Raw genomic sequence first — 14,409 nt, forward strand, 5'->3', positions numbered from 1 at the left:
CCGAGTTAGCGCATTCTAGTACATCGCCGCTAAGCACCGACACAGAATCAACGAGTTCAGCATCGACAGCATCTCCTGCTCCTGAGCAAACACTCATATTTGAACTGAGCAGCCCTGGACGTGTGGCTTATTCCCTACCGGAATGTGATGTGCCTCGCCAAGATCCCGGAGCTTTGATTCCCCGGGAAATGCTGCGGGCAGAAGCGGCTGCGTTACCAGAAGTATTCGAAGTGGATGTGATTCGTCACTATACAGCTCTCTCCCGTCGTAACTTCGGTGTAGATAACGGGTTTTACCCGCTCGGCTCCTGCACGATGAAATACAATCCCAAAATCAATGAAGATGTTGCACGCTACAGTGGATTCGCCAAAATCCACCCATATCAGCATGAGTCTAGCATTCAAGGTGCTCTTGAGCTGCTGTACACGCTGCAAAATGACCTTGCTGGTCTGACCGGCATGGATGCCGTGACTCTACAACCAGCTGCCGGCGCACATGGCGAATGGACGGGGCTCATGATGATTCGAGCCTACCATGAAAGTCGTGGTGAAGTACGTACCAAAGTCATCGTGCCTGATTCATCCCATGGTACAAATCCAGCTAGTGCAACAGTTGCCGGGTTCGAAACTGTAACCATTCCTTCCCGTGCTGATGGTCTTGTTGACCTGGATGCACTCCGCGGGCAGTGGGTAATGACACGGCTGCATTAATGCTTACCAATCCTAATACGCTTGGTCTGTTCGAGAAGGATATCCAGGAGATTGCTTCCATTGTGCATGAGGCAGGCGGATTGTTGTATTATGATGGTGCTAATTCCAATGCCATTATGGGCATTACCCGTCCGGGAGACATGGGCTTCGATGTCGTACATCTGAACTTGCACAAAACGATGAGTACCCCACATGGTGGTGGTGGCCCTGGTGCTGGCCCTGTCGGTGTGAAAAGCCGTCTCGTGCCGTACCTGCCTAAACCGATGGTAATCAAAAACGATCAAGGCCTTTATGCTCTGGATTATGAAGGCGATCAATCCATTGGACGTGTCAAAGCGTACTATGGCAACTTCGGTATCTTGGTACGTGCTTATGCTTACATGCGCACATATGGTCCTGAGGGACTGCGACGTGTATCCGAATGTGCTGTGCTTAATGCAAATTACATGATGGCACGTCTCGCACCTTATTACGAGATTCCATATCCAGGTGTATGTAAACATGAATTTGTGATGTCTGGTCGCGGGTTGAAGCAATATGGTGTTCGGACATTGGACGTTGCCAAACGGTTGCTTGATTTTGGCTATCATCCACCAACTGTGTATTTCCCACTCAATGTGGAGGAATGCATCATGATTGAGCCTACCGAGACCGAAAGCAAAGAAACGCTTGATGGATTCATTGATACGATGATCCGCATTGCGAAGGAAGCAGAAGAAACACCTGAATTAGTTCTTAACGCCCCTTACGGCACACCGGTAACTCGTCTGGACGAAACAACCGCTGCTCGTAAACCTGTATTGAACTGTGCTTGCAGTTAGGACGTTCTTGAATCTTACTTGAATTTGTGTGTAATCACACTTGTGGGTATCTTCCCGTGAGCTTTGGGTGAGCTTTCTCAGTGAGTTTTCAGTGGCTTCTCAATGGCTTCCCAGTAGCTTCTCGGTAACTTCTCACTGTCTTTTCACTGTCTTTTCAGTGACTTCTCACTGCCTTTCCGCCATACTGCGTCTGCGTCACGATCTCTTGACGTAGCTGGTAGGTCTGTGGAAAAGTTCCTGGCTTGGAACGAAAATGTGGCACACTCTGCTGCTTACGGAACGATAATTTGGCAAAACCTACTTCTTTCGGGTTATAGAATGTACCCTGAGTAAATCATTGTTCTCACAAAAGCTCTTGCGAGATCGAACATCCGCAAGAGCTTTTGTGTTGCTTTTCTTTTACGTGCGCCATTGTTGGTGCTCAATTGTTCTTCCCCTTCTCACGGTTACTATTGAGCCACTCTATTGCTTTCCCCTTCTTACGGTTACTATTGGTGCTGCTCAATTGTTTTTCCCTTCTTACGGTTACTATTGTTTAGCGCCACATTTCTGTTAAAACATTTCTTGAACTCAAGTAAACTGTAAAAAACTTTGGCGGAGTCTATAGTGCTGGAGTCTAGATTCGCTTACGAATCACATGGTGGCGTTCGTCGTAGTTGCCGAAACTTATATCGACTGATGCCTGTGACAGATAGCGCTGACCCAGAAGATGTTCTAAGGAATCCATGACACTTTATTTGGTCTCCAGGCTTACTTTTTCAATTCTTAGGAACACCAGACACGTTATTCCCCGAAATTCCCGCCATTATAATGAAAAACAGCTTATATTCTCTTATATAGCGTGTCACAGATTCTTTAGATTTCTGCGGGCGCTTCAAACCCCAGAATAAGGCGTCTCAGATTCTTTAGAGCTGAGAGCCTATTACTCACCTCCTAGTAGTTCATGCTTGGAACCTAGAACTTGGAACTTGCACTCAACACTTAGCACTTAGCTTTAACTCTTAACTATTCGCACTTTTGCTCTTAGCACTTGAACTTGCAGTTGGTTCTTGGTTCTTGGTTCTTGGTTCTCGGTTCTCGGAACTTAGCCTAGCTATCAGCACTTTTAACTCTTAGCACCTACTCCGGCTCCTGCACTTGCACTTGGTCTTGCCATTAGCTCTCAACATTTACACTTAATTTTCAGCACCTGTCACTCTAGACCAGTTAGCTTGGCACCTACATCTACATCTACATCTACATCTACACCGCACTTAGCTCTCTCCCTTACAAAAGGTAAAGTTTAGCTTATGAAGGACGCATTCCGTATTCATGCACTAAAGAGTCCCACCTCGCAATTTCAAGAATACAGTCCCCTTCAGTTTTCAGACTGAGGTTTAAATCCAGACTAACCTCCAACGCAACAATTCCCTGCTTAAATCAAAAAAAGCCGGTATCCACTGGTTAAGTAGATACCGGCAACATGCTGCTAGTAGCAGCTTTAATCGGAAAAAGAAGACCTTTAAGCTCCGGAGGAAACCCCGGCAAAATTACGCTTGAATGCTTTGAACCAATTCAACGACTTGTTCAGCCGTTTGCATATCCAATGCTTTTGCAGCCAATTCCTGCATGTCCGCACGGGACAATTTCGTGATTTGGCTACGTGCTGGCAGAATGGATGTTGCGCTCATGCTGAACTCATCGAGTCCAAGACCGAGCAGCAATGGAATAGCGGTTTCGTCTCCCGCCATTTCTCCACACATGCCAACCCATTTTCCTTCGCGGTGAGCTGCATCAATGACCATTTTAACCAAGCGCAAAATCGCAGGGTTGTATGGTTGATACAGGTAAGATACACGTTCGTTCATACGGTCAGCAGCCATCGTGTATTGAATCAGATCGTTCGTTCCGATACTGAAGAAATCCACTTCTTTAGCAAACTGATCCGCGAGAACTGCAGTCGAAGGAATTTCGACCATGATTCCGAGTTGGATGCTGTCTGAAACAGCGATACCTTCAGCAACGAGCTTGTCCTTCTCTTCGAGCAGGACAGCTTTTGCTTCACGGAATTCACCCAGTGTTGCGATCATTGGGAACATGACACGCAAGTTACCATGCACGCTTGCACGCAACAATGCACGCAATTGTGTACGGAAGATATCCAGGCGATCCAGACACAGACGAACTGCGCGGAAGCCGAGGAATGGGTTCATTTCTTTTGGCAGATCCAGGTATGGAAGCTCTTTATCTCCACCGATATCGAGTGTACGAACAACGACAGGTTTGCCTTCCATTTTTTCCAATACAGCTTTGTAAGCATTATACTGGATGTCCTCAGAAGGAAGTTTGTCTCTGCCCATGTACAAGAACTCAGTACGATAAAGACCTACAGCTTCTCCACCGTTCTCTAGAACGCCAGCAACATCATTTGGAGTACCAATGTTTGCTGCGAGTTCCACATGAACGTTATCCACAGTTACGGTTGGCTCGTCACGCAGTTTTCTCCACTCCGCACGTTGTGCGTCATACTGCTCCTGTTTGGCGCGGTATTCAGCAACAACCTCGTCTGTAGGATTAACCAAGACATGACCATCCAGCCCGTCCACAATAATCAGATCGCCTTGTTTCGCTTGAGCCAGAATGTCTTTTGTTCCAACGACAGCTGGGATTTCAAGCGAGCGCGCCATGATTGCGGAGTGAGAAGTACGTCCACCAATGTTTGTTGCAAAACCTTTAACGAATTGGCGATTCAGTTGAGCCGTGTCGGAAGGAGTCAGATCCTCCGCAAGCACGATCACTTCTTCATTGATCTCAGCCGGACTCATGAAGTCGATACCAAGCAAGTGATTTAGCACACGTTTGGTAACGTCGCGCATATCTGCTGCACGTTCTTGAAGATATGCACTCTTCATGTTCTCGAACATGGAGATAAATTGAGATGCCGTTTCATTCAATGCATATTCTGCATTAATCATGTTATCGGCAATACTAGCTTTAACCGGATCTATCAATTCCGGGTCATTCAGAATGAGCAAATGCGAAGCAAAAATCTCAGCTTTTTTCTCGCCAAGCTCTTGTAAAGTACGCTCTTTGATCGCCTCAAGCTCAGCCTGGGATTTACCCAGAGCTGAGTCGAGTTTCGCGATCTCTGCGTCAACGTCGTTAATTTGGCGTTTTTCTACAGAGTAATCAGGATGCTCCAAGATAAACGCCTTGGCGATAGCAATACCCGCCGAAGCCGCGATCCCGGAAACATTAAGCATTAATTTCGCCCAGCCCTTCGTTAACCATAACGTCAGTCAAAGCTTGAAGCGCTTCTGCTTCGCCTTCACCTTCAACGATGATGCTGATTGTGTCACCTTGCTCCAAACCAAGGGAAAGAACGCCCAGGATGGATTTCAATGTTACTTTTTTACCGTTAGCTTCTGCAAAGGATTCTGCACCTTTGAATTTGTTTGCTGTATTTACCAAGGCTGTCGCCGGACGTGCGTGGATACCATCTTCGTCTGTAATTCTGAATGTTTGTTGCATTACAATCATCTCACTTTCGCAATTTGTTTTTTTAGGCATTGCATATATTTACACTTGCTTGCCATCATCGTAACACTTCTTATTTTATCTCAATGATTGGCTGATCGCCAATCTTCAGCACGCCACTCTTCTTGAGAGTGACTGTAGAGCCTATTGGCAGGTTGGTGAAAATGACTGGTGAGATAATCGATGGAGCGTTCGCTTTCACATACTCCAGATCGACTTCCATAATCGGCTGTCCTGCCGATACCAAGTCTCCTTCCTGAACAAGCACGTTGAGGCCAAGACCTTTCAGCTTCACCGTGTTAACACCTATATGAACAAGCACTTCCTTACCACCGTTAGACATAATGGCTACGGCATGTTTGCTTGGAAATACATTAAACACTTTACCATACACAGGCGATGTTATCGTTCCATCATGTGGCAGAATTGCGAATCCGTCACCTGTCATTTTCTCGGCAAATACCGGATCAGGTACATTCGTAATATCCAGCAGCTCGCCATTAGCTGGCATGACGATATCTTCTGCAACAATACGTTCACCTTGCTCTCCTTGCGCCTTCTCTTCATCTGGCGTTGGCTTCACATCAGCAGCCGAATTTGGAACAAGTGTACGTCCTGCGATAATGTCTTGCATTTGAGATTTAATCGTATCTGAACGTGTACCGAAGATGGCATGTACATTATTACCCACTTCTAGCACGCCAAATGCACCCAATTGCTTCAAACGATCTTTATTTACATTCGATTTCTCATTCACTTCAATCCGCAAGCGAGTAATACATGCATCCAGATGTTTGATGTTTTGTTGTCCACCAAATGCAGCAAGAATATTATGCGGTAGGTCGTCTATCAAACCCGCACCTCCGCCCGCTGTAGTTTCCATGGTTACTTCTTCACATCCTGGCATCTTGAGATTGAATTGCGAATGATCACCCGGAGGCCAAACAAGAACGAGAATTCTAGTGGTTCTGTGAATCCTGTCAGAATGAGGTCAGCGTTGCCGAACTCCATATGCCTGCTACGTACTTTTTGTACTCCAGTATTGGTGCGAGCAAGGGGACACAAAAAAAGCATGAATTAATAAAGGAATCGAACTAACCTTTTCGGGTATAGCATACCCGGGTTAAGGTAAGAACAATCACACTTTAATAACTCATGCCTGATCGAGTCAGTAACACGTCGCTTATGTTATTCAATTGCTTGATTACGGAAATTATTGTAGCATCACTTTAATTGCAGTGCAAGCCTTTACAGGTAAATTCCCAAAAACTATTCCACATGTGGGAATATATCACTTCTTCTCTTCTTCTTTCCTCTGATACAACCGCTGAAGATGAATGGTAAGATAACCCACTTCTGCTGGATACACAGGCAGATTCAGCCTTTTCTCCATCACTTTCGTCAGCTTCCATGCAAGCGAGTACATTTCAGGGTATTCCAACTTCAAAAGAGAATCCAATTTATGAAGCTCTTCGACTTTGTCTCCACGACGAATACGCTCTAGAGCAAACCGCAGATGCGTTAATAAACGGGAATAATCCAGCGATTCCGTTTCAAACGAGTAGTCCAATTGCTTCGAGACAAGGCTCACGAGATCCGTAATTAATTGAGAATGCTCTCGCACTTGGGATATGTTCTGGTTCGTCATAGCGCTATAGATATGAAGGGCAATAAACCCGATCTCATCCATCCCCAAATCAACGCCCAGCTTCTCTTTGATCAGACGAACTGCGTATTCACCCATACGATATTCTTCCGGATAGATCTCGCGTGTTTCATACAAAAATGGATTTTGAATGACGATTCCCTGTTCCTTACGCTTCAAAGCAAAAGAAATATGATCAGTTAATGCAATATGGATATGCTCATTTAATGGAACATCCGTACGTTCAGCAATATACGTAATGACTTCGTTAATAATCTCGATCAACGCTTCATCCACTTGTGGAAGAAGCTGCTTGTACTGCTCTTGCTCCTGCTGATTCTTCAAAATGAACATTTTCTCCACAGCCATGAGTGGGATGTTGTCACTTGTTTTGCGGTTAAAGCCGATGCCTTTACCAATGACGACGACTTCCCCATGTTCAGGATGCTGTGCAATGATTACATTATTGTTTAGCGCTTTATCTACATGCAGGCTGCTCATTGTTTGCACCTCTTTTTTTCACACCATCTTGGGCATAATGAAGTCACACCCTGTTACAAACGAAAAGACATCCGGAGCGGGCAAACCGCGCCGGACATCTTGCTTAAAAAGTAACAAAAATTCGCCTCAAGGTCAATAGAGCTCACCTCTGAAAATACCTGTGATACTTACTCATCAGTTCTCGTTTTTTCCACAATTTTATCAACGATGGACGGGGGCGTTGCAGAATCGCTCTGTTGCACAGCAACTGGTGCAGCTGTTTTGGTTTTGGTAAGGCCTTTAATCAACTGCTCTACATCGATTCCGGACACACTTTTCAACATCTCTGGAGCTGTTGCCATCAGTTCTGTTACATAGTTACTAACACGTGTTGCTCCTTCGCCTTTACCCGTATCTACCACCGTCAATTTATCAATGGACGAGATTGGCTCTGCAATTTTACCAGCCAGTTCAGGCAGCATTTTGACAATGATATCGAGCACGGCTGCTTCGCCAAACTTTTGGAAAGCCTCGGCCAGCTTCTCTTTTGCTTCCGCTTCGGCAAGACCACGCAGACGAATAACTTCAGCATCTGCTGTGCCTTTAGCACGCTCTGCATCTGCCACAGCCTGACCTTCGAGACGTTTCTGTTCTGCAGTTGCCTTCGCTTGTGTCTCAATCGAGTATTGCACGGCATCCGCTTCACGCATTCTTTTCGCTTTGTCTGCTTCCGCCGCCTGCTCTACCGCGTAACGATCTGCTTCTGCTTTTTTCTTCACTTCAGCATCATATTGCTTCTCACGAACGGTAATCTCTTTTTCCTGCAAGTCAATCTCGCGTTCTTTACGAACCAATTCAACCTTCATCTGCTCTTCTACTACCGTTTGTCTAGCACGCGCTTCATGGATATGATATGCCTGATCGGCTTCCGCTTTGGCTGTATCCTGATCCCGCTTAAATGCCGCAACTTTCAGTTCCTTTTCCTTCGCAGCTTCAGCGATATTGGTATCACGTAGCAATTCTGCCTTTTGCCCTTGTTCCTCCGCATTTGCCTTCTGTATACGAGCATCCCGCATTGCTTCGGCTTCTGCGATCTCAGCATCACGCTTAACGGCAGCAATTCTTGGTTTACCGAGTGCATCCAAATAACCTTGTTTATCTCGGACATCTTTGATCGTAAATGAAACAATCTGTAGACCCATTTTCTTCAAATCTCTTGCGGCTACACCTTGAACCTCTTGTGCAAACCGATCACGGTTCCGATATACTTCTTCTACAGTCATTGTACCGAGGATAGCCCGCAAATGCCCCTCTAATACTTCCTGTGCTTCGCCTCTAAGCGATTCTACCGGTTTACCGATAAATTGTTCGGCTGCGGTAGCAACGTCCTCTACAGCGCCTCCAACCTTGATGATCGCGACACCGTCTGCAATAACCGGTACACCCTGCTCGGTGTAAACCTCAGGTGTTGAAACATCCAGCTTGTGGGATAACAGTGAGATAAACTCAGATTGCTGGAACACAGGCAGAATGAATGCACCGCCACCACGAACGATTTTAATTTTTCGACCTGACTCATCCTCAGAAATATTCTTATTTCCCAGGAATGAACCCGTAACGATCATCGCTTCGTCTGGTCCAACCGTCTTGTATCTTGCCCAGAACGCCAAACCTAGAATCAAAATTACACCAACTACGACAACCGGAATCAACAATACATCCCAATTCAAATCCATTCCACATCTCTCCCTTTAATCATTGATGAATGATTCATCTTACTTCTGTTCTTACTTACACATCATTAAGTACGTCATCTTCCCATTCGGACACTCGCAACACACCATCTACTACATCCACAATAACAACACGCGCTCCCGCCGCAATGGGGCGATGTTCAAAACTGGATGCCGTTTGAATTGTACTGCCAGAGGCGAAACGGATCATCACTTCACCAAAACCCTTTTCCGGCACCGGAATCGTAATCTCTCCAATTTTGCCCGATAGGTCCTTCATCGAAAATCCAATGGAGACATCGCTATTACGCATCGGTTTGATATATGCGAAAAATACCAGCATAGCTGCAGCAATACCTATTAGCAGGGATAATATTAGACCCGTCATCGCACTTACCGAGCTATAACGTGTCAGCATAATGCCTGCCCCACCAAAAGCTGTAATGGATCCAGCCAACACAACGGGTTTGAAAAAATCAATACCAGGTAACTCAAAGGCTCCATCCAGCAAACCGTCAATTAAGTCACCTAGCACAAGACTCACAACTGCAAATATGGCTCCACCGATAAGACAGCCCCAATAGATTGACTCCATTCCCCGTTCCTCCTTTCCTCTGCCGCAATCTCAATTCTAACTGGGCATTCCACATGTAAATAAATACGTACCAATCGGCAAAATGTTTCAAAATCTTTCCTCAAATGTATTCAGAAGCCGATAATGGGTATTATCATCATGCTCTCCACACCATACTTCACAATGCTCAGTCAAGCTTCAGCGTCCCATCACACTCATGTAAAAACATAATAAAAACCGCAGGTTTCCACGAAGGAGACCTGCGGTTAATTGTAGTTCATTATGCATGTATTCCCTGTTCAATTACAATTACAGAGAAGCTTTGTAGATAGATACAACATCTTCACGTTGCAGCTTTTTGAAGTTACCAAATGGTCCAAACAACATCGCTTTATCAGCCATTACATCGATCTGACTGTCATCGATATCGTAGTCTGCCAAACGGTTAGGCGCTCCAATGGATGTCCAGAATTGGCTGAGCGCATCAATACCTTCTTCAGCTACTTGTCTATCCGATTTGCCCTCAGGGTTCACGTCGAACACGTTAATAGCCAGACGCTTGAAGCGATCCACGTCCACATCTAGATTATGCTTCATCCAGTGCGGGAACAGGATTGCGAGTCCGCCGCCATGTGGGATATCATACACAGCGGATACCGCGTGCTCAATGTTATGTGTTGCCCAGTCACCTGCAAGACCCATGTTAAGAACGCCGTTCAAAGCCATCGTTCCGCAGTACAGGATCGTTTCACGCAGCTCGTAATTCTCCAGATCGTCAACAAGGCGAGGTGCTGCATCCATTACCGTACGAAGAATGGTCTCACAGAATCCGAGTTGCACCGGTGTATTGGCATCCAGATGGAAATAGTGCTCCAGCACGTGTGACATCATATCAACCATACCATAGACCGTTTGATCACGAGGAACCGTGTATGTATTGACTGGATCAAGGATGGAGAACGCTGGGAATGAATAAGCACTGCCCCAACCTAATTTTTCCTGTGTATCTTGATTCGTAATAACGGAACCGGAGTTCATCTCGGAACCTGTAGCTGCCATTGTCAGCACTGTACCGAGCGGGAGAGCATCTTGTGCTACAGCTTTGCGCTGTGCAAAGTCCCACATATCGCCGTCATACTTCGCACCAACAGCAATCGCTTTGGCACAGTCGAGCACACTACCACCACCGACAGCCAGTATGAGGTCAATGTTATTCGTTTTGCAGAGGTCTACCCCTTTGTGAACTGTCGAAAGACGTGGGTTAGGCTCTACGCCTGCCAGTTCAGTTACTTCCGCGCCAATTTCGCCCAGCAAGCCGATGACTTGATCATACAAGCCACTACGTTTGATGCTACCGCCACCATATACAAGCAAAACCCGTTTGCCGTATTTCGGAACTTCCGTCTTCAATGCTTCTAGTTGTCCTTTACCGAAAATCAAGCGGGTTGGATTATAAAATTGAAAAGATCTCATGATCTATATCGCCTCCATTGGAGATTTATATTTGTAACGCAACTCCATTATAGTACCCCATATCTAGAAAAACAAATCTATAGATGCTAACTTTATAACAATCCGTTAATCTGCAAATGTGCGCGGAACATTTCACTGGAGGACGGCAAATCCTCCGATTGTGCCCAAGTTTCAGAATCCCACAACCCTGCCTGTTTAAACGCACGAGGACAATGGATAAAGCATTCTTCCACATCCACAATCACAGCCGCACCAATTGTCTTACCGTTCCAATTCATACTTCCGATAAATTCGGCATCCTTCGTAATAGAGGCTGTCCCGTTAATACGCAGCACTTCATTCATACCTGGAATCAGGAAAAGCATACCTACCCTGGGTTAGATAATATGTTCATTAATGAGTCAATACGGCGATTGCCCGGACGTTCAGGATAAACCAAACGAAATTGGTCTAATACTTTCACAAATCCTGCTTCATCGCCCCGAGGAGAAACATCGCTCTTCCCGTCTTGATCGGACGTGGATAAGAAAAACAAGGGTGACATGGATACAAAATTCTGAACATGTGAATCTACATAGGAGATTGCCTTATTCCGTACATGTTCATGCGGTTCTCCTACCATGCTCTGCAATTCATTCGCGTCAGTAATCAATGGAATATTCAATGCCTGCTTTTCCAATTATTCGTCCCCGTTTCTTCATAATCATTGTGCTTCTACACACTTCTTCTCATTATACATGGGTGAGAATCCCATTCCAAACGATCAGCAAAACACCAAAAGCACTCGCTCCTGATTGAGCGGGTGCTTTGGATTTCATAGATATTCTTTTGTGAAGAAGATTGGAATGTCTATGTTATTCGGTATAGCCCATGCTAGTTACAAAACGACGGAACGCCTGACGGCCGGCTTCATCATGTTTGTACACACCTGCATGTTCCAGAATTTCAGCAAATTTCAAACCAACTTGTTGCTGCACAAGCGCAACCGCTTCTTCTTTGGTTAAGTTAGCGCCATGGTTCTGCTTCAATTCTTCGGTCCAGCGCAGATGCTTGTTCAGATCATGATCCGCAGCCTGTGCCGCCTCAGCAAGCTCGTTGTCTCCTGCCAAAATATTAGCAATACCATCCAGCTCTTCTTTCAGACGCCCTGGCAGAATCGCAAGACCCATAACTTCAATGAGTCCGATATTCTCCTTCTTCAGGTGGTGCATCTCACGATGCGGGTGGAAAATACCTTCAGGATGCACATCATTCGTCCGGTTATTACGTAGAACGAGATCCATCTCATAACCACCGTCTGCACTACGGCGAACGATTGGGGTTACCGTGTTATGCGGTACCTGTTCCCCTTCCACATCGCTGAACGCTTCGATATCCACTGTGGAATCACTGTAGACCTTCCACGCTTCATATACAGCGTTACCTGCTTCAAGCAGCTCTGCTGGGTCGTGGGAAGCCAGTCGCATAACAGACATCGGCCATTTCACGAGGCTTAGCGTAAGTCCAGGTGCATCCGCGTGACGGAATACTGCCTCTGGCTGTGCATTTTGGATCGCAAATGTATGACGTCCACCTTGGAAATGGTCATGCGTCAGAATTGAGCCACCTACGATCGGCAGATCGGCGTTAGAGCCGATAAAGTAATGTGGGTACTCTCCAACAAAAGCAAGCAGTCTGCGCAGCGTATCTTTAGTCAGTTTCATTGGTACATGATCATGATGGAAAATAATGCAGTGCTCGTTGTAGTACACATATGGCGAGTATTGGAACAACCAAGGCTCACCGTTCAGCTCCAACGGGATTACACGCAGGTTTTGACGAGCGGGGTGATTCACCCGACCCGCATACCCTACATTTTCACGACACAACTGACATTTCGGATAGACCGGTGGTGGCAGTAATTTTGCCATAGCGATCTCTTTCGGACTTTTCTCCGGTTTCGATAGATTAATGGTAATCTCCATATCGCCGTAAGCCGTGTCCTGTGTCCAGTATACGTTCTTCGCGATCCGGTCCATCCGGATATAGTTAGAGTGAATCGATAGCTCATAAAACTGCTTGGTTGCCGCCTCGATGCCTTCGGTCTGCTCCGTATGACGGAAAGCACGAACGACTTCGGATGGACGAGCCATAAGATGACCCATAATTTTGGCATCCAGCAAATCACGGTACGTATCTGTATTTTCAGGTATAAGACCAATTGTGAATCCATAATCAATCAATGTATCCAGCATGGCCTGTGGACCATCGGGTACAGAATTGTCTAATGTTCCAGCATAAGGTTCTGAGAATCCGAACTGTTCCAGCAAGAGATTACGGCTATAATCCCAGTCTGCTTCTTCAATCAGCTTATTGTGCAGAGCAAATGCAACCAGACGTTCAATGGCATGCAGTGCTTCCTGCTGCTCGGGTGTCCGCTCTGTGGCACCTGCTGCATTATGAGTCTGTGACATATGGGTATTCGCCTCCTAGTTTTTCCCGTAGCCATTAGGGTGAGACTGGTGCCAGCCCAAGCGCTCTGAATGACATCTTCCAGGTTGGTACGTGTTGGGTTCCAGCCCAGCACGGTTCTTGCTTTAGCAGACGAAGCAACCAGAACTGCTGGGTCACCTGCACGACGTGGCTCTTGGACAACCGGAATATCCAATCCAGTCACTTTCTTAGCTGTTTCGATGACTTGTTTAACTGAGAATCCTGTACCGTTACCAAGGTTAAACACGTTGCTGTTCTCGCCTTTACGAAGGTAATCTACAGCCCGCAAATGCGCATCTGCCAGATCACTTACGTGAATGTAGTCACGGATACATGTTCCATCCTCAGTGTCATAATCGTCACCAAACACAGCGATATGTGAACGTTGTTTCAGTGCTGTTTGCAACACGAGTGGAATCAAGTGACTTTCAGGTTGGTGATCTTCACCGATCTTGCCGCTGTCATGAGCGCCGGCTGCATTGAAGTAACGCAGGGATACATACTTGATATCCTGTACTTTATCGAACCAAGACATCATGCGCTCCATCATGAGCTTTGTTTCACCGTATACGTTGGTTGGTTCTGTACGGTCGCTCTCTTCGATTGGCACCTTCTCAGGCTCACCGTAGGTTGCTGCTGTAGAGGAGAATACAATTTTACGCACATTCGCTTCGTTCATAGCTTCCAGCAAGCACAATGTACCGAAGACATTGTTGTCATAGTATTTAACCGGAGCTGTCATGCTCTCGCCTACCAAAGAGTTCGCTGCAAAGTGAATAACTGCGTCAATCGAGTTCTCTGCGAACAGCTTCTTCAGAATTGCTTTGTCACGAAGATCCCCTTCATACAATTTACCGCCGAGCAATGCTTCGCGATGCCCTGTTTGCAAGTTATCCAGAACAACAACCTCTTCACCACGTTCCAACAAAGCCGCTACCGTATGCGAACCAATATATCCTGCTCCACCTGTCACCAAAATTGCCAT

The 14,409-nt window shown here is 46.1% G+C and carries 9 protein-coding genes and 3 pseudogenes; 1 reads left to right on the forward strand and 11 read right to left on the reverse strand.

Annotation, left to right across the window (positions count from 1 at the left end):
• Window positions 1-95 precede the first annotated feature (95 nt).
• Window positions 96-1,531 (forward strand): annotated as a pseudogene (gene gcvPB, locus DMB88_RS23055) (aminomethyl-transferring glycine dehydrogenase subunit GcvPB).
• Window positions 1,532-3,060: 1,529 nt separating this feature from the next.
• On the opposite strand, the gene ptsP reads toward gcvPB, so the two are convergent.
• The 11 genes and pseudogenes from ptsP to galE all read right to left on the reverse strand — a co-directional run bounded on the left by ptsP (window position 3,061) and on the right by galE (window position 14,409).
• Window positions 3,061-4,773 (reverse strand): phosphoenolpyruvate--protein phosphotransferase, encoded by a 1,713-nt coding sequence (ptsP, locus tag DMB88_RS23060; protein ID WP_128103233.1) that lies wholly within the window; start codon window positions 4,771-4,773, stop codon window positions 3,061-3,063.
• Window positions 4,766-5,041, reverse strand: coding sequence for an HPr family phosphocarrier protein (locus DMB88_RS23065; RefSeq protein WP_036617010.1), 276 nt, complete (start codon window positions 5,039-5,041; stop codon window positions 4,766-4,768). Before DMB88_RS23065 ends, ptsP begins: the two co-directional genes overlap by 8 nt.
• A 79-nt stretch (window positions 5,042-5,120) precedes the next feature.
• Window positions 5,121-6,069 (reverse strand): annotated as a pseudogene (locus DMB88_RS23070) (glucose PTS transporter subunit IIA); the annotation flags it as partial.
• Window positions 6,070-6,338: 269 nt separating this feature from the next.
• Entirely contained in the window at window positions 6,339-7,193 is an 855-nt protein-coding gene (locus DMB88_RS23075) for a glucose PTS transporter transcription antiterminator GlcT (RefSeq protein ID WP_128103234.1), read from the reverse strand.
• A gap of 167 nt (window positions 7,194-7,360) precedes the next feature.
• Window positions 7,361-8,908, reverse strand: coding sequence for a flotillin lipid rafts scaffold protein FloT (locus DMB88_RS23080; protein ID WP_128103235.1), 1,548 nt, complete (start codon window positions 8,906-8,908; stop codon window positions 7,361-7,363).
• A gap of 55 nt (window positions 8,909-8,963) precedes the next feature.
• Complete coding sequence (locus tag DMB88_RS23085) at window positions 8,964-9,500, reverse strand: NfeD family membrane protein (RefSeq protein WP_128103236.1); 537 nt, start codon at window positions 9,498-9,500, stop codon at window positions 8,964-8,966.
• A gap of 288 nt (window positions 9,501-9,788) precedes the next feature.
• Window positions 9,789-10,952 (reverse strand): iron-containing alcohol dehydrogenase, encoded by a 1,164-nt coding sequence (locus DMB88_RS23090; RefSeq protein ID WP_128103237.1) that lies wholly within the window; start codon window positions 10,950-10,952, stop codon window positions 9,789-9,791.
• 92 nt (window positions 10,953-11,044) lie between these two features.
• On the reverse strand, window positions 11,045-11,317 hold the full coding sequence (locus DMB88_RS31510; RefSeq protein WP_254438316.1) for a PNPOx family protein: 273 nt from the start codon (window positions 11,315-11,317) through the stop codon (window positions 11,045-11,047).
• Window positions 11,318-11,319: 2 nt separating this feature from the next.
• Window positions 11,320-11,631, reverse strand: coding sequence for a pyridoxamine 5'-phosphate oxidase family protein (locus DMB88_RS31515; RefSeq protein WP_254438317.1), 312 nt, complete (start codon window positions 11,629-11,631; stop codon window positions 11,320-11,322).
• 175 nt (window positions 11,632-11,806) lie between these two features.
• The gene (locus DMB88_RS23100) at window positions 11,807-13,405 is read right to left on the reverse strand and encodes a UDP-glucose--hexose-1-phosphate uridylyltransferase (protein WP_128103238.1); all 1,599 of its coding nucleotides are present in this window, start codon (window positions 13,403-13,405) and stop codon (window positions 11,807-11,809) included.
• Window positions 13,406-13,420: 15 nt separating this feature from the next.
• Window positions 13,421-14,409 (reverse strand): annotated as a pseudogene (gene galE / locus DMB88_RS23105) (UDP-glucose 4-epimerase GalE).

Origin of the sequence: Paenibacillus sp. DCT19, assembly GCF_003268635.1 — a bacterium.
Classification (GTDB): domain Bacteria; phylum Bacillota; class Bacilli; order Paenibacillales; family Paenibacillaceae; genus Paenibacillus.

Coding starts and splice junctions, on each gene's coding strand:
- ptsP (WP_128103233.1), bottom strand. CDS start 4,773: ATGCTTAATGTTTCCGGGATCGCGGCTTCGGCGGGTATTGCTATCGCC.
- DMB88_RS23065 (WP_036617010.1), bottom strand. CDS start 5,041: ATGCAACAAACATTCAGAATTACAGACGAAGATGGTATCCACGCACGT.
- DMB88_RS23075 (WP_128103234.1), bottom strand. CDS start 7,193: ATGAGCAGCCTGCATGTAGATAAAGCGCTAAACAATAATGTAATCATT.
- DMB88_RS23080 (WP_128103235.1), bottom strand. CDS start 8,908: ATGGATTTGAATTGGGATGTATTGTTGATTCCGGTTGTCGTAGTTGGT.
- DMB88_RS23085 (WP_128103236.1), bottom strand. CDS start 9,500: ATGGAGTCAATCTATTGGGGCTGTCTTATCGGTGGAGCCATATTTGCA.
- DMB88_RS23090 (WP_128103237.1), bottom strand. CDS start 10,952: ATGAGATCTTTTCAATTTTATAATCCAACCCGCTTGATTTTCGGTAAA.
- DMB88_RS31510 (WP_254438316.1), bottom strand. CDS start 11,317: ATGCTTTTCCTGATTCCAGGTATGAATGAAGTGCTGCGTATTAACGGG.
- DMB88_RS23100 (WP_128103238.1), bottom strand. CDS start 13,405: ATGTCACAGACTCATAATGCAGCAGGTGCCACAGAGCGGACACCCGAG.